The 14,995-nt window shown below is 75.1% G+C and carries 18 protein-coding genes; all 18 read right to left on the minus strand.

Annotated elements, in window-relative coordinates; genetic code table 11:
• Positions 1–62 precede the first annotated feature (62 nt).
• A complete protein-coding gene (locus tag ACWCOM_RS04535; protein ID WP_454547550.1) occupies positions 63–431 on the minus strand; it encodes a YraN family protein in 369 nt (122 codons plus the stop codon).
• 115 nt (positions 432–546) lie between these two features.
• On the minus strand, positions 547–891 hold the full coding sequence (locus ACWCOM_RS04540) for a DUF2469 family protein (protein ID WP_454547551.1): 345 nt from the start codon (positions 889–891) through the stop codon (positions 547–549).
• A complete protein-coding gene (locus ACWCOM_RS04545) occupies positions 888–1,646 on the minus strand; it encodes a ribonuclease HII (protein WP_454547552.1) in 759 nt (252 codons plus the stop codon). Before ACWCOM_RS04545 ends, ACWCOM_RS04540 begins: the two co-directional genes overlap by 4 nt.
• A complete protein-coding gene (gene lepB, locus ACWCOM_RS04550; RefSeq protein WP_454547553.1) occupies positions 1,636–2,538 on the minus strand; it encodes a signal peptidase I in 903 nt (300 codons plus the stop codon). The genes ACWCOM_RS04545 and lepB (ACWCOM_RS04550) overlap by 11 nt, the downstream gene beginning before the upstream one ends.
• A gap of 62 nt (positions 2,539–2,600) precedes the next feature.
• Positions 2,601–3,281 carry a signal peptidase I gene (gene lepB / locus ACWCOM_RS04555; protein ID WP_454547554.1) on the minus strand — a complete coding sequence of 227 codons (681 nt, stop codon included), beginning with the start codon at positions 3,279–3,281 and terminating at the stop codon, positions 2,601–2,603.
• A gap of 16 nt (positions 3,282–3,297) precedes the next feature.
• On the minus strand, positions 3,298–3,696 hold the full coding sequence (rplS, locus tag ACWCOM_RS04560) for a 50S ribosomal protein L19 (protein ID WP_454547555.1): 399 nt from the start codon (positions 3,694–3,696) through the stop codon (positions 3,298–3,300).
• A 198-nt stretch (positions 3,697–3,894) separates the two neighbouring features.
• Positions 3,895–4,731, minus strand: coding sequence for a tRNA (guanosine(37)-N1)-methyltransferase TrmD (gene trmD, locus ACWCOM_RS04565; protein WP_454547556.1), 837 nt, complete (start codon positions 4,729–4,731; stop codon positions 3,895–3,897).
• Entirely contained in the window at positions 4,731–5,309 is a 579-nt protein-coding gene (gene rimM / locus ACWCOM_RS04570; RefSeq protein WP_454547557.1) for a ribosome maturation factor RimM, read from the minus strand. Before rimM ends, trmD begins: the two co-directional genes overlap by 1 nt.
• Before the next feature lie 144 nt (positions 5,310–5,453).
• Complete coding sequence (locus ACWCOM_RS04575; RefSeq protein WP_454547558.1) at positions 5,454–5,699, minus strand: RNA-binding protein; 246 nt, start codon at positions 5,697–5,699, stop codon at positions 5,454–5,456.
• 2 nt (positions 5,700–5,701) lie between these two features.
• Positions 5,702–6,124: a 30S ribosomal protein S16 gene (gene rpsP / locus ACWCOM_RS04580; protein ID WP_454547559.1), complete on the minus strand. Its 423-nt coding sequence runs from the start codon at positions 6,122–6,124 to the stop codon at positions 5,702–5,704.
• Between the two features lie 208 nt (positions 6,125–6,332).
• On the minus strand, positions 6,333–7,514 hold the full coding sequence (locus ACWCOM_RS04585; protein WP_454547560.1) for an ABC transporter permease: 1,182 nt from the start codon (positions 7,512–7,514) through the stop codon (positions 6,333–6,335).
• Positions 7,511–8,452 (minus strand): ABC transporter ATP-binding protein, encoded by a 942-nt coding sequence (locus ACWCOM_RS04590; protein WP_454547561.1) that lies wholly within the window; start codon positions 8,450–8,452, stop codon positions 7,511–7,513. Before ACWCOM_RS04590 ends, ACWCOM_RS04585 begins: the two co-directional genes overlap by 4 nt.
• A 143-nt stretch (positions 8,453–8,595) precedes the next feature.
• Positions 8,596–9,270: a response regulator gene (locus ACWCOM_RS04595; protein ID WP_454547562.1), complete on the minus strand. Its 675-nt coding sequence runs from the start codon at positions 9,268–9,270 to the stop codon at positions 8,596–8,598.
• Positions 9,267–10,799: a sensor histidine kinase gene (locus tag ACWCOM_RS04600; RefSeq protein ID WP_454547563.1), complete on the minus strand. Its 1,533-nt coding sequence runs from the start codon at positions 10,797–10,799 to the stop codon at positions 9,267–9,269. The genes ACWCOM_RS04595 and ACWCOM_RS04600 overlap by 4 nt, the downstream gene beginning before the upstream one ends.
• A gap of 98 nt (positions 10,800–10,897) precedes the next feature.
• Positions 10,898–12,220 carry a hypothetical protein gene (locus ACWCOM_RS04605; protein WP_454547564.1) on the minus strand — a complete coding sequence of 441 codons (1,323 nt, stop codon included), beginning with the start codon at positions 12,218–12,220 and terminating at the stop codon, positions 10,898–10,900.
• A 72-nt stretch (positions 12,221–12,292) separates the two neighbouring features.
• Complete coding sequence (locus tag ACWCOM_RS04610) at positions 12,293–12,778, minus strand: NUDIX domain-containing protein (protein ID WP_454547565.1); 486 nt, start codon at positions 12,776–12,778, stop codon at positions 12,293–12,295.
• 7 nt (positions 12,779–12,785) lie between these two features.
• Positions 12,786–14,366: a signal recognition particle protein gene (gene ffh / locus ACWCOM_RS04615; protein WP_454547566.1), complete on the minus strand. Its 1,581-nt coding sequence runs from the start codon at positions 14,364–14,366 to the stop codon at positions 12,786–12,788.
• Positions 14,367–14,612: 246 nt separating this feature from the next.
• Positions 14,613–14,951: a P-II family nitrogen regulator gene (locus ACWCOM_RS04620; RefSeq protein WP_047805187.1), complete on the minus strand. Its 339-nt coding sequence runs from the start codon at positions 14,949–14,951 to the stop codon at positions 14,613–14,615.
• Positions 14,952–14,995: the final 44 nt, after the last annotated feature.

The following is a 14,995-nucleotide window of genomic DNA, read 5'->3' on the forward strand; positions in this document are numbered from 1 at the left end:
CGACGGTTCCACAGTGGCACGTCGCGGGGGGACTGTCACGCCGGGCCCGGGCGCGTCGCGTCTTATTGGACCTGCTGCAGCACCTCGATCTCCGGCGCTCCGTCCTGTGCGAAAGTGATTGCAACGGCATCGACCCTGATCATCCGGGGGTCCCGGCCGTGGACCCTGGCCCAGGCCGCCGCGAGGCGGTGCAGGCGCACCGTCTTGGCCCGCGTAATGGACTCGAAAGGATGTCCGTAACGGACGCTGGAGCGGGTCTTGACCTCCACGGCCACGACCCACTCCCCGTGCTCGGCGACGACGTCCACCTCGCCGCGGAGGCCGTCCCGGGCGGGCACGGCCCGCCAGTTGCGGTCCAGGACGCGGTAGCCCAGCGTCCTCAGGTGCGCGGCCGCGAGCTGCTCGCCGTGCGCTCCCAGCTCCCCGGCCACGGGGCCTCCTCCCCGGTCCGGGACGTCGCGGACCGGGGTCCAGCATGGCCGCCGTCGGCCCGCGCCGCGGCCGGACCCGGGGAGGTGTGCAGAGCGGGGCGGTGTGCAGGGCGGGTCAGGGAGACGCGGGGTCTCCGGCCGCGGGCCCGGCGGCGCCGGGCACGGCGAAGGGGTCCGCATGGGCGAGCTCCTCCACGTTGACATCCTTGAAGCTCATCACGCGCACGTGCTTGACGAACCGCGCCGAGCGGTAGACGTCCCACACCCAGGCGTCCTTGAGCTCCACGTCGAAGTAGAGCCCGTTGCGCGTCTCCACCGGGTCGATCCGCACCGAGTTGGCCAGGTAGAAGCGGCGGTCGGTCTCCACCACGAACCGGAACAGCCCGGCCACGTCCCGGTACTCGCGGTAGAGCTGCAGCTCCAGGTCCGTCTCGAAGTTCTCGAGTTCTTCGGCGCTCATCTCGTCTCGTCTCCGCTCGTGCTCGGCCCGGCGGCCGGCGGCCGGGTCAGCCGCCAGCTCAGCCGGTGGTGGGGCGTGGGGCCGCCCGCTTCGAGGGCCGCGCGGTGCCCCGCGGCACCGTAGCCCTTGTTCTGCTCCCAACCGTACTGCGGCCAGGACCCGGAGAGCTCCCGCATGATCCCGTCCCGCTCCACCTTGGCGAGCACGCTGGCCGCGGCCACGCTCGCGCAGGTCAGGTCGGCCTTCACCCGGGTCACGACCGTTCCGCCCCAGACGGGCCCGTCCGCGGCGGCGGGGGCGTCGAAGAGGGACGGCGCCGCGGCCGCGCTCAGCCAGTCGTGCCGGCCGTCCAGGAGCACGACGTCCGGGGCCGCACCGCCGCGGGCCGCCGCGGCGAGGGCGCGCTGCCCGGCCAGGCGCAGCGCCGCCGTGAGGCCCAGGGCGTCGATCTCCTGCGGGGAGGCGTGGCCCACACCGCTGGTGGCGCACCAGGAGCGGATGCGCGGCACGAGGGCCTCGCGGCGGGCGGGGCTCAGCAGCTTGCTGTCCCGCAGACCGGGGATCCCCCGTGCCGTCCCGGGGCGCAGGACCACCACCCCCGCCGTGACCGGGCCGGCGAGGGCGCCGCGGCCGACCTCGTCCATGCCGCCCACCCGGTGGGCGCCGGACTCCAGGAGGGAGCGCTCGACGGCGAGCCCGGGGGCCCGTCCCGGGGGCGCGGCCGGTGTCCGTGCCGTGCGGGGCTCAGGAGCCACCGGCGGACCCGGCCGGGATGTCGGCGAAGATGTCGTCCGGGTTCTGCAGCCACTGGAAGCGGTCGAGCGGCCACGCGATGACGAACGCGGTGCCCACCACGTCGTCGTGGCTGATGAACGCGCTGTTCTCCACCACCTCCGAGAAGTGGACCCGCGAGTCGGCGGACGCGTCGCGGTGGTCGCCCAGCACGAAGTAGTGGTCCTGCGGGACGACGATGTCGAAGGGGATGTCCGAGGGGGCGGACCCGGGGTACAGGTAGCCCTCCTCCTCGAGGGCCTGGCCGTTGACGGTGACCTGCCCCGAGCCGTTGCAGCACGCCACCCGGTCGCCGCCGACGCCGATGACGCGCTTGATGAGGTGCTGGTCGGTGCGGTCGGGCAGCACGCCGACGAAGGCGAGGGCGTCGTAGACGGCGTCCCCCGGTCCGCCGCCGCTGTCCGGCTGGGCGGGCAGCCACCCCTTCGCGTCCTCGAAGACCACGATGTCCCCCCGCTCGAGCGGGCCGAAGGTAGGTTCGACGACGTTGACGAAGATCCGGTCGTTGAGCTGGAGGGTGTTCTCCATGGAGCCGGACGGGATGTAGAAGCCCCGCACCAGCAGGGTCTTGACCACGAAGGCGATGAGCACGGCCCAGACCAGCACGAGCACGATCTCGCGGACCGAGCCCCAGAACGTGTCGGGGCGCTGCTTGCGCGGCCGGCCCCCGCGCAGGCGGCCGCGCCGCGACGCGGACCCCTGGTCGAGGTCGGCGCCCGCGGCGGGGTCCCGCGGCACGGTGGGGGCCGCCGGAGGCGTGCCGGCGGCCTCGGCGGCGGGAAGGGCGGCGTCGCCGGTGGCGCCCCGGCTCTCGCGGGGCGCGCCGTCACCGGCGGTCGGGGTCCTGTCGGCCAATGCTCTCGTCCTTCCTGGGCGGGCGCCGACGGGCGCCCGGTTCCGGATCCGTGCGGATCGCGTCAGAGCTGCCCGGCCCGGTCCAGGGGCCAGAGGACAGCAACAGGTTCTCCGATGACCTTATCCGCTCGCACCAGCCCGCCGCCGGGCGCGCCGAGCAGACTGCGCGAGTCGACCGACACCGAGCGGTGGTCGCCCATGAGCCAGAGCCGGCCCTCGGGGACCACGGCGGTGAACTCGGTCTCGCTCGGGCGGTCCCCCTCCAGGAGGTAGTCCTCCGTGAGCTCCTCGCCGTTGACGAGCAGCCGGCCGGAGGGCCCGCAGCAGGCGACCGTGTCCCCGGGCGCGCCCAGCACGCGCTTGAGGTAGACGCTGTCGGAGCCGGCCAGCCCGGTCCACCGGCCGACGGTCTGCAGGGCCTGGAGCGGCCAGGGGTCGTCGCTGCGCAGCGGGGCGAAGCTGCCGCGGCCGTCGAAGACCACGAGGTCCCCGCGCTCGGGCTCCCGCCCGTGGCCGAGCTTGCTCACCAGCACCCGGTCCCCCGGCTCCACGGTGGGCTGCATCGAGTCCGAGCCGATCCAGTACACGTCCACGACGAAGGCGCGCAGCACGCCGGCGACGAACGCCGCCACGAGCAGGGCGAGGACGACGGAACGCCAGCCCCGAGTGCGGGGCTGGCGTTCTCGCCGTACGGCGTGGGACCCGGTGCTGTGCGGGCCCCGCGCCCGGGCTCCGGTGGGCACGGGAGCGGGCGCTGCCCTACTTGCCGGACTTGCCGGACTTGCCGGCCTTGTTCGACTTGGTGGTGGCGGTGTTGTCCCGCTTCTCGCGGATGCGGGCGGCCTTGCCGTGGCGGTCGCGCATGTAGTACAGCTTCGCGCGACGGACGTCACCGCGGGTGAGGACCTCGATCTTGTCGATGACCGGGGAGTGCACCGGGAAGGTGCGCTCCACGCCCACGCCGAAGGAGACCTTGCGGACGGTGAAGGTCTCGTGCACGCCGGCGCCCTGGCGGCCGAGCACGAAGCCCTTGAAGACCTGGACGCGCGAGCGGTTGCCCTCGACGATGTTCACGTGCACGTTGAGGGTGTCGCCCGGGCGGAAGTCGGGGACGTCGCTGCGCAGGGACTTGGCGTCGAGCTGGTCGAGGATGTTCATGGTGTCTCTCCTGGTGAACGCCGCAGGTCGCTCACGTGGGTCGGCGCGGATCCGTGCTGCGGTCCGGGCGGTGCCCGGGCCGGGTGCGGAATCCGCAAGACGTGGTGGCCGGGCGCCCGACGGAGGGTTCCCGGGTGTCCTGCTGTTGGTCGCTCATCCCCCTGCGGCAGGGGCGTGCCCAGCAGACACAGCTGGCCATTATGCCACAGGTGACCCGGGGTCGTCTCCCCCGCCCGCGCCGTCGTGCACGAGCCGGTCCCCGGAGACGACCCAGCCCGCCGCGGCGAGGACGTCGCGGTCGGCGGAGTCGAGGCCGGACGGGTCCAGGGCGGCGACGAGGTCCGGGCGGCGGGCGGCGGTGCGCTGCAGCTGCCGGTCGCGCCGCCAGCGGGCGATCCGCCCGTGGTGGCCCGAGAGCAGGACCTCCGGCACGGGCCGGTCGCGCCACCGTGCGGGCTTGGTGTAGACGGGGTACTCCAGCAGCCCGTCCGCGTGGGACTCCTCCACGAGCGACTCCGGGTTGCCGATCACGCCCGGCACGAGCCGGCCGATCGCCTCGACCATGGCCAGCACGGCGACCTCCCCGCCGTTGAGCACGTAGTCGCCCAGGCTCATGGGCCGCACCTCGAAGTGCTCCCGGGACCACTCGACGACCCGCTCGTCGATGCCCTCGTAGCGCCCGCAGGCGAAGACGAGGTGCTCCCGGAGGGCGAGCTCGCGGGCGGTGGCCTGGGTGAAGACCTCACCGGCCGGGGAGGGCACCACGAGCACCGGCCGCTGCTCCGCGGCACCGGCCGCCGCGGGCCCGCGCGTGCGCGCGGCGTCGAGGGCCAGCGCCCACGGCTCCGGCTTCATGACCATGCCGGCGCCGCCGCCGTAGGGCGTGTCGTCGACCGTCCGGTGCCGGTCGGTGGTGAACTCGCGCAGGTCGGTCACGCTCAGCTGCAGCAGCCCCTGCTCCCTGGCCTTGCCGATCAGGGAGAGGTCGAGGGCGGAGAGGTACTCCGGGAAGATGCTGACGACGTCGATGCGCATCAGCGTCCGCCCTCCGGGTCGCCGTCCGCGGGGGCGCCGTCCTCCAGGCCGAGCTCGAGCAGCCCGGGCGGCGGGGTGACGACGACGAAGCCGCCCTCGGGGTCGACGACCGGCACGATCTCCTCGACGAAGGGCAGCGCGGCCTCGCGGCCGTCCTCGTCCAGCGTGATCTCGAGCAGGTCCTGGACGGGCATGGTGCGCAGCCCGGTCACGACGCCGATCCGCGGGCCGCTGCCGTCCTCGGGCCCGGTGCGGACCTCGAGGTCGACGAGCTCGTGCTCGTACCACTCCTCGGCCTCCGGGTCCTCGTCCTGGGCCTCGGCGAAGAGCAGGGTGCCGCGCAGCGACTCGGCGCCGTTGCGGTCGGGCACCTCCTCGAGGGCGACGACGAGCACGGCCTTGTTCCAGCGGGCCCCGCGCACGGTGACCGTCCCCTGCGGGGCGAGCGGGGAGGACGGCTCGAGCCGCAGCCGCGCCCCGGGGGCGAAACGCTCCTCGGGGGCGTCCGTGAACAGCTGGACGGTGACCTCCCCACGGATGCCGTGGGGCTTGCCGATGCGGGCGACCTGGACCAACATGTGCGCTCCTGGGGGTTGTGCGGCCGGGGGCCGGGTCGGGGTGCGGACGGCGCGGGGGCCGTCAACGCCGACGGTCCCCGCATCCGGTGCGGATGCGGGGACCGTGCGGGCGGCGGGACCGGTCGCGGGTGCGCCCGGCCCGCCTCAGCGGGTGCGGCGGTCGGTGTCGACGACGTCGATCCGGACCGGGCCGTCCTCGGCGAGCGCACCGACGACGGTGCGCAGCGCCTTGGCGGTGCGGCCCTGGCGTCCGATGACCCGCCCGAGGTCGTCCGGGTGGACCCGGACCTCGAGGGTCTCCGCCCGGCGCCCGCTCTTGAGTCGGACGTCGACGTCATCGGGGCTGTCCACGATCCCGCGGACGAGGTGCTCCAACGCGTCGGCGAGCACGACTACTCGGCCTTCTCGGCGTCAGCCGCGGCGGCGTCGTCGGACTCGGCGGTCTCGGTCTTCTCGGCCTTGGGGGTGATCGCCTCGGGGATGATCACGGAGCCCTTGTCGGGGGCGACGAACTCGCCCTTGCCCTGGGGCTGCTGCAGGGTGCCCTCGGCGCCCTCCTCGCCCTTGAAACGCTGCCAGTCACCGGTCACCCGGAGGATGGCGGCGACGGCCTCGGACGGCTGGGCGCCGACGCCGAGCCAGTACTGGGCCCGCTCCGAGACGACCTCGATGTAGGAGGGGTGCTCGGTCGGGTGGTACTTGCCGATCTCCTCGATGACGCGGCCGTCGCGCTTCTTGCGGGAGTCGACGACGACGAGGCGGTAACGGGGATCGCGCATCTTGCCCATGCGCTTGAGACGGATCTTAACAGCCACTGGTGTGGACTCTCCTGGTTCTTGGATGAGGTGAACGCCCTGGTCTCGCTCCCGTGGGGCGGGCCGGTCGCAGGGGTTCTGTGGACACGAGAAACGTGCGGCGAGAGGGACCGCACGCATCGAGTACCCGTCCAGTATGCCAGACGCGGTCAAGTCCGCCGCCCACCGGCGCGCGGCCCGGGTCGCCGCCGCGGGCGGCGGCCCGGCGTCAGGGCTCCAGGCGCGCCGCCTCCCGCCAGCCCAGGGAGCGACCGCCCTGGAACACGGCGCGCTCGTAGATCCGCACGCCCGCCCGCAGCAGCAGCCAGGCCGCGGCGAGGGCCACGGCGAGGGAGAGCACGGGCTGCCACCAGGCGACGTCCCCGCCGAGCATCCGCACGGGCATGGCCACGGAGGAGACGACGGGCACGTAGGAGGCCGCCGTGAGCCAGGCGCCCTCGGCGTAGAGGCCCCCGAACAGCGCCCCGACGAGCACGGCCATGATCGGCCCGGTGCTGCTCTGCAGGTCCTCCGGGCGGGAGGCGAGGGAGCCGAGCACGGCCCAGACGGAGGCCTGGGCGGCGAAGCCGGCCACGAAGAAGGCCACGAACCAGCCGGAGGCCGCGAGCGCCCAGCCGACGTCGGCCGCGGTGCCGGCGACGTTCACGCCGACGAGGCCCACCACGGCGTAGAGGGCGATCTGCCCGAAGGCCAGCAGGCAGTTGCCCAGCACCTTCCCGTGGAGCAGCTGCCGGACCGGGACGGCCGTGGCGAGGATCTCCACGACCCGGTTCTGCTTCTCTTCGAGCACGGAGTGGGCGATGGCCGTGCCGAAGACGATCGCCGAGAGGTAGAACAGCAGCGCGAAGGCGAAGCCCATGGCCAGGCGCACGGCCCCCCGGTCCGTCCCGCCGGCGAGCAGCTCGGTGCGCACCTCGGCGCCGGCGGTGAGCTCCTCCGCCGTGGTGCCGGCCGCCCGGGCGTTGGCGGCGAGGGTCGCGTCGGCGACCGCCTGCTCCAGGGCCCGGGCGAGACCGGGGTCCACACCGTCCCGGCCGACCACCGTCCAGCCGTCGAGCTCCAGCAGCAGCGCGGCGTCCGCGGACTCCGCGGCCACGGCCGCCCGCGCGGCGTCGGCCGAGCCCGTGCCGTGCACCGTGAGGGTGTCCTCGCCGGCGTCGGCCAGGGCCTGGGCGGCCCGTGAGGTGACGGGTGCCGCCTCCGGGCCGGCCGTGGCCACCACGTGCTCGGCGGCCCGGTCCCCGAGCAGGGCGGAGGCGGCGATCGAGACGGCCACCAGGACCAGCGTGGCGGCCGTCGAGAGCAGGAAGGACCGGTCGCGCAGCTTCACCGCGATCTCGCGGGCCGTGACGATCCACCACGGCCGGTCCGCGCGCCGGCGGACGGTCACCGCGTCACCTCCCGGTAGACGTCGGTCAGGGCGGGGACGACCTCGGCGAACTCCACGAGCCCGTGCCGGACGGCCTGCGCGAGCAGCCGGGCGCGCGCGGCGTCGTCCTCGAGCTCCAGCAGCGCGGCGGGGCCGTCGACGTCGACGACGCGCACCCCGGGCACGTCGCGGACCCACCCGGTGTCCTGCTCGCAGCGCAGCCGGTGCCGGCGGGGACCGGCTCGGCGCAGCTCGTCGGCGGTGCCGGCGGCCAGGACCCGGCCGCCGGAGAGGACGACGAGCGTGTCGCAGAGCCGGTCCACGAGCTCGAGCTGGTGGCTGGAGAAGAGGACGGGCACGCCGCGCGCCGTCCGCTCCCGCAGCAGCTCGACCATGGCGTCCACGGCCACCGGGTCCAGCCCGGAGAAGGGCTCGTCGAGGACCAGGGCGGCGGGCCCGTGCAGCAGCGCCGCCGCGACCTGGACCTTCTGCTGGTTGCCCAGGGACAGCGACTCGAGCCGGTCCTCGGCGCGCCCGGCCAGGCCGAAGCGCTCCAGCAGCCGGGCGGCCTCCACGAGCGCGTCGCGGCGGCTCATCCCGTGCAGCCGGCCGAGGTAGCCGAGCTGGTCGAGGACCCCCTGCTTGGGGTAGAGCCCGCGCTCCTCGGGCATGTAGCCGAAGCGGGCGCGGTCGGCGGCGGTGATCGGGCGGCCGTTCCAGAGGACCTGCCCGGAGGAGGCGTGCAGGACGCCCATCAGCATCCGCATGGTGGTGGTCTTGCCGGCGCCGTTGGCCCCGACGAAGCCGGTCATCCGGCCGGGCGCCACGGTGAAGGAGACGTCGTCGACCACGGTGCGGCCCCCGAAGGTGCGGCTGAGCCCCCGGGCCTCCAGGACGTGCGCGTCGGGGCGGGGCCGGCCGCGGGCGGTGTCCGCCGCGGGCGTCACGGTGGTGCTCATGGGAGGGGGGTCCTCTCGGCCGGGTGCCCGCGCGCGGGGTGCCGGGCGGCTGGGCTCCAGCCTAGGAAGTGCGGCGCGCCCGCGGATCCCCACGGGGGCGGACCCCGGTCCCGGCCCGGGCTCCGCCTGGGGGCGGAGCCGGCTCAGCCGGCGAGGCCGGCCCGGTGGGCGAAGACGACGGCCTGCACCCGGTCGCGGGAGCCCGTCTTGGCGAGGATGTTGGACACGTGGGTCTTGACCGTGGCCGGGCCCAGGAACAGGCGCTGGGCGATCTCCGCGTTGGACAGCCCCTCGGAGACCAGCCGCAGGACCTCGTGCTCGCGCTCGGTGAGGGTCGCCACGATCCGCTGCTGCGCGGGGTCGGGCGGGGCGGGGGCCGGCTCCGGGGCGGCCGGGGAGACGTCGGCGGCGAGGGCGCGGATGACGCGCAGCGTGGCCTCGGGGGCGAGCAGGGCGTGCCCGCCGGCGACGGCGCGCACGGCCTCCACGAGGTCGTCGGGGTCGGCGTTCTTCAGCAGGAAGCCGCTGGCCCCGGCCGCGAGCGCGTCGAAGAGGTAGTCCTCCCGGTCGAAGGTCGTGACGATGACGACCTTCGCGCAGCCCGTGCCCACGATCCGCCGGGTCGCCTCGATCCCGTCCATCACCGGCATCTGCACGTCCAGCAGCGCCACGTCCACGGCCCCGTCCCGGGCCGCGGCGACGGCGGCGGCGCCGTCGGCGGCCTGGGCCACCACCTCGATGTCGTCCTCGACGGAGAGGACCATGGCGAAGCCGGAGCGGACGAGGGCGTGGTCGTCGGCGAGCAGGACGCGGATCATGCTCCCGATCCTCCCACCGGTGCCGGGGACGCGGCGGCGCCGGCACCGTCCGGCGCGCCGTCCGCGGGCAGGGGGCAGCGGGCGCGCACCCGCCACCCGGCACGGCCGGACCGCGGCCCGATCTCCGCCTCGCCGCCGTGCAGCCGGACGCGCTCGCGCAGTCCCTGCAGCCCGAAGCCCGTGCCCGCGGTGCCGGACCGGGCCGAGCCGCCGTCCAGCACCTCCAGCTCGACCCAGGCCCCTGTGGGGCCGCGCCCGGTGCGCAGCACGAGCGAGGCCGTGGTGGCCGTGGAGTGGCGGATCACGTTGGACAGGGACTCCTGGGCGCACCGGAACACGGAGAGGCCGAGACCGGCGGGGACCCGCGCGAGGTCCCCGGGGGCGGCCTCGATCGTGCGCACGTCCACCGTGAGCCCGTTCTCGGCGTGCCGGTGCGCGAGGGCGGCGATGTCCGCGAGCCCCGGATCGGGGCCGCGGCCGGGCGGTGCGTCCCCGTTCTCGTCCTCCGCGCGCAGGACCCCGAGCAGCTGGCGCATCTCCCCCACCGCCGTCCGGCTGGACTCCTCGACGGTGCGCAGGGCCGCCGCCGCGGCCGCGGGGTCCCGGTCCAGGACCTTGCGGGCGGCGCCGGCCTGGATGCCGATCACCGAGACGTGGTGGGCCACGACGTCGTGCAGCTCCCGGGCGATGCGCATCCGCTCGTCGACGACGGCGCGGCGGGCGATCTCCGCGGACTGCTCGCGGATCCGCTCGGCCTGGCCCGCCAGGCGGTGCCGCTGCAGGGCCGAGCGCCAGGACGCCCGGCCGGCGAGCACCGCGCCGCCGAAGTACACGACGTTGACCAGACCGGCGTGCAGCTGGACGGCCAGCAGCTGCGGCAGCGGCCCGTCCACCGGCTCCTGCGCCCGGACGATCTCGGCGTAGGCCTGGGTGATCGTCAGCTCCACGACCAGCCACAGGGCCATGCACCCGATCACCGCGGACAGCGCCGTGAGCATCGCGGCCCGGTCCCGGGCCCAGGCCACCGCGGCGTACAGGGCCGCGAAGTACGCGACCTGGTAGGCCAGCAGGAAGGCCGCCGCGATGCTGATGTAGTAGAACGCGAAGAACAGCACCGAGGAGGCGAGGAGCACGCCGACCGGGAACCGGCGCCGCACCGCGAGCGGGAGGATCAGCGCGCTCACGCCGACGTACATCAGCCACGGCTCCTCCGTCTCCGGCACGCCCACGTAGCTGTGCATCAGCACGGCGCTGAACAGGGCCACCGCCAGGAAGGCGGCGGTGCCGAGGACGTCGTTGCGCCGCTGCGCGGGCGTGGGCGCGGGGCGCTCCCAGAAGGGGTCCTCGGGGTCGTTCAGCCAGGCCGTGAACCGCTCGGGCAGCGGCAGCCGCGGCACCGCGGCCGGACGGCCCCCGGGACGCTGCCGGGCGCCGGGGAGCCCCGCGGCGTCGGCCGCCCGCCGGAGGGGGTCGGCGGGGAGCGGACGGGCGGGAGCGGTCCCGGGGTCGGTGCTCGGTGGAGTGTGCACACCACCACGCTAGCCCGGCCGGGACGCGCCCGGGCTCCGGCCGGCCACGGGGACCGGTTCAGGGGCGGCGGGACGGCGGCCGGTGGGGGCGGCCGCCGTCAGCCGCGGTCGAGCCCGAAGAACCGGCGCCAGCGCGCCCGGCCCCCGGGCGCGGGGCCCGGCCCGGCGAGCAGCTCCGCCGCCGGCGAGTCGTCCGCGGCGACGGCGCCGGGGCGCGTGCCGGCGCGCCGCTGGCGGGCCCCGCGCAGCGCGGCGTAGTAGGCGCTCTCGGCGGCGGCGTCCGCGAGCAGCGCCGCGGAGAGGGTGCCGAGCACGCGCGCACCGGACCCGCCGCGCCGGGCCGCGCCCGCGAGCCCCACCCCGAGGGCGGTCTCGGTGCCGGCCAGGGCCAGCAGCAGCTCGGGCCGGCGCACGAGGGCGCGCTGGTAGCGGGCGAACAGTCCGTCCCCGGTGGGCTCGATGGTGAGCCCCTGCAGGAGCGCGGCGCCCACGGCCGCGGGCTCGTAGTGCTGGGCGCCCTCGAGCTCGGTGATCTCGCGGCTGCCCTCCACGACCTTGGCGGCCAGGGCGGGCAGGCCCAGCAGCTGCAGCACGGACTCCAGGACCAGGTCGGTGGACCCGCCCAGCACGTAGTTGCGCAGCCGGTTCGTCTCGGCCGGGCCGAGGTCGAAGACCGAGGCGACGGACTCGGTCTGCAAATCCGAGGTGCCGCCGGCACAGAGCCGGACCAGGTCGCGTTCGAACCGCCCGGCGGGGGTCTCCTCCGCCGCCGCGCCGGCCCCGCCGGTGGGCCGCCACGGCGGGCCCCACTCCAGGGCGCACACGGCGTCAGCGGCCTCCATGTCGGTGACCGACGCCGGGTCCTCCCCGGCGAGCAGGACCTCGAAGGAGCGGGCGGCCCCGTCCGAGGAGAGCGCGACGGCCGTCTCGGCGAGGCCGGTGCGCACGGTCCAGAAGTCGACCTCGGCGTCGAAGACCACCGCGGACCAGCCGTGCCGGGAGACCGCCGTGAAGCCGGTGCCGGACAGCGCGGCCAGCACGGGCAGGTCCGGGGCGTCCAGGTGGACCAGCAGGACCCGGCGCAGGCCGGGGTGCTCGGGCTGCAGCCGGTGGCCGGTGGCCCGGGCGAGGCTGTCGGCGAGCTCGTCGAGGGTGCCGCCGGCCTCCACCGAGCCGTCCGCGGCGGCGCGGGCCAGGCGGCCCTCGGCGTCGGCGAGGAACATCAGCTGCGTGGCCCGGGGGCCCTCCGCGTAGGCGCTGATCAGACGCTGCCCGGCGATGACCGCGCGCATCTCCTCGCACGTGGGCCGGGGTGCCGGGGCCTGCGCTGCGGTGGTCTCCGCCGCGCAGACCACCGTGGCGGGGACCAGGTCCCACGCGGAGGTGGAGGACGCGACGTCGTCGGCGGGGAGAGAGGTCATGGCGTCCATGCTACGCCGTCGCGGCGGCCGTCCCGGGGCCGGTGCCGGCGCCCGGGAGGGACCCGGAGGGCCTCAGCGGGGGCCGTCGACGAGCTCCGCCACCGTCCCGTCCGCCAGGGCGTCCAGGGCGGTGCGCAGGCGGTGGGCCAGTCCCGGGCGCAGGTACGCGTCCAGCTCCTCCGGGGCCGTCCAGCGGTGGCTGAGCAGCTCCTCCTCCTGCACGGTGATGGGCGTGTCGGCGGCGATCACCCCGCCGTCGTAGACGAAGGAGACCGAGTCCCCCCAGATGCCCATGGCCACCCCGTGGGCCACGACGAGCAGCCGGCCCGGGGCCAGGTGCAGGCCCACCTCCTCGACGACCTCCCGGAAGCACCCGGTGCGGGGGTCCTCCCCCGCCTCCACGGTGCCGCCGGGCACGGTCCAGTCCGCCTTGTAGTTGGGCTCGACGAGCAGCACCCGGCCCTGCGGGTCGCGGATGAGGGCCTCGGCGGCCAGGCGTCGGGTGGGCAGGGAGTCCACGAACTTCTTCAGCTCGGGCTCGGAGAGGTAGGAGCTCATCGGGGCCTCACTTCCCCAGGAACTTCTCGAAGCCCTTGGGCAGGTTCAGGTCCGCCGGGTCCGGCTGGGCCTGGGCGGCGCCGAACGCCGAGCCGGCGGGCGCCTTCTGCCGGCGCTGCTGCTCGAGGGCCGCGTTCTCCTGGGCGCGCTTGGCGGGGTTGCCCGAGCGGGAGCCGCCCTTCTTCGCCGGGCTCTTGCCCTTGCCCTTCTTGGCCCCGCCGCCTCCGGGCATGCCCGGGATGCCGGCGGGCATGCCCGGGACGCCCTTGCCCTGGGCCAGCCGCTTCATCATTTTCTGCGCCTGCGCGAAGCGCTCCATGAGCTGGTTGACCTCCGAGACGGTCACCCCGGAGCCCTTGGCGATGCGGGCCCGCCGGGACCCGTTGATGATCTTCGGGGCGACCCGCTCGTGCGGGGTCATCGAGCGCACGATGGCCTCCACGCGGTCGATCTCGCGCTCGTCGAAGTTCTCCAGCTGCTCGCGCATCCCGGCGGCGCCCGGCATCATCATGAGCATCTTCTTCATCGAGCCCATCTTGCGCAGCTGCTGCATCTGCGCCAGGAAGTCCTCGAAGGTGAAGTCCTCCTGGTCGGTGAACTTCCGGGCCATCTTCTCGGCCTCGGCCCGGTCCCACTGCTTCTCGGCCTGCTCGATCAGGGTGAGGACGTCGCCCATGTCGAGGATCCGGGAGGCCATGCGGTCCGGGTGGAACTGCTCGAAGTCGTCGACGTTCTCACCGGTCGAGGCGAACATGATGGGCTTGCCGGTCACCGACGCCACGGACAGGGCCGCGCCGCCGCGGGCGTCGCCGTCGAGCTTGGAGAGGACCACGCCGGTGAAGTCCACGCCCTCGTTGAAGGCCTGCGCCGTGTTGACGGCGTCCTGGCCGACCATCGCGTCGATGACGAAGAGCACCTCGTCCGGGCGGACGGCGTCGCGGATGTCGCGGGCCTGCGCCATGAGCGCCTCGTCGATGCCCAGGCGCCCGGCGGTGTCCACGATGACCACGTCGTGCAGCCGCGCGCGGGCCTGGGCCACGCCGTCGCGGGCGACCTGGACGGGGTCGCCCGTGGGGTCGTCGAACTCGGAGGTGGTGCCCGGGTGCGGGGCGAAGACCGGGACCCCGGCGCGCTCGCCCACGACCTGCAGCTGCGTGACCGCGTTGGGGCGCTGCAGGTCCGAGGCCACGAGCAGGGGCCGGTGCCCCTGGCCCTTGAGCCACTTGCCGAGCTTGCCGGCCAGGGTGGTCTTGCCGGCGCCCTGGAGGCCGGCGAGCATGATGATCGTGGGGCCGCTCTTGGCCATCCGGATCCGGCGGGTCTGCCCGCCCAGGATGTTCTGCAGCTCCTCGTTGACGATCTTCACGACCTGCTGGCCGGGGTTCAGCGCCTCGGAGACCTCCAGCCCGAGGGCGCGCTCCTTGACCGCGGCGGTGAACTCGCGCACGACCGGGACGGCGACGTCGGCGTCGAGCAGGGCGCGGCGGATCTCCCGCACGGTGGCGTCGACGTCCGCCTCGGTCAGGCGGCCCTTGCCCTTGAGGTTCTTGAAGGTGGCGGTCAACCGGTCGGACAGTGAATTGAACACGGGTCGAAAGCTGCTTTCGTCGAGGGAGGCGGCCGGTGCGCCGCGGTCTGCGCCGCGGGCCGCGGCCCGGCCCGGTGTGGCGGGTCAGTGTCCAAGGTTAGCAACTCCGGGCGGCACCGGGCCCGCCGCCGTCACGCGGAGGGCACCACGGCGGGCACGACCCCGGCCGCGACGGCCGATGCGGCCTCGGGCACGACGGCGGCCGGCCCCTCCCGGCGGGAGGGGCCGGCCGCGGGGACCGGAGGGTCAGAGCGCCGTCTCGTCGCGCTCCCCGGTGCGCACCCGCACGGCCTGCCGGACGTCGGTGACCCACACCTTCCCGTCACCGGCGCGGCCGGTGTTCGCCGAGGAGACGATGACGTCCACGATGTCCGTGGCCTGGTGGTCGTCGACGAGGATCTCCACGCGGACCTTCTCCAGCAGGTCCACCGTGTACTCCGCGCCGCGGTAGACCTCGGTGTGCCCGCGCTGCTGCCCGTAGCCGTGCACGTTCTGGACCGTCATGCCCTGGACGCCGTAGGACTCGAGCGCGGACTTGATGTCCTTGAACTTCTCCGGGCGCACGATCGCGGTGACGAGTTTCATGGAAGAGCTGCCTTTCGTGGGGGTGGGATGCGTCGGGCGCCGTC

It is taken from the genome of Kocuria sp. KH4 (genome assembly GCF_053711175.1).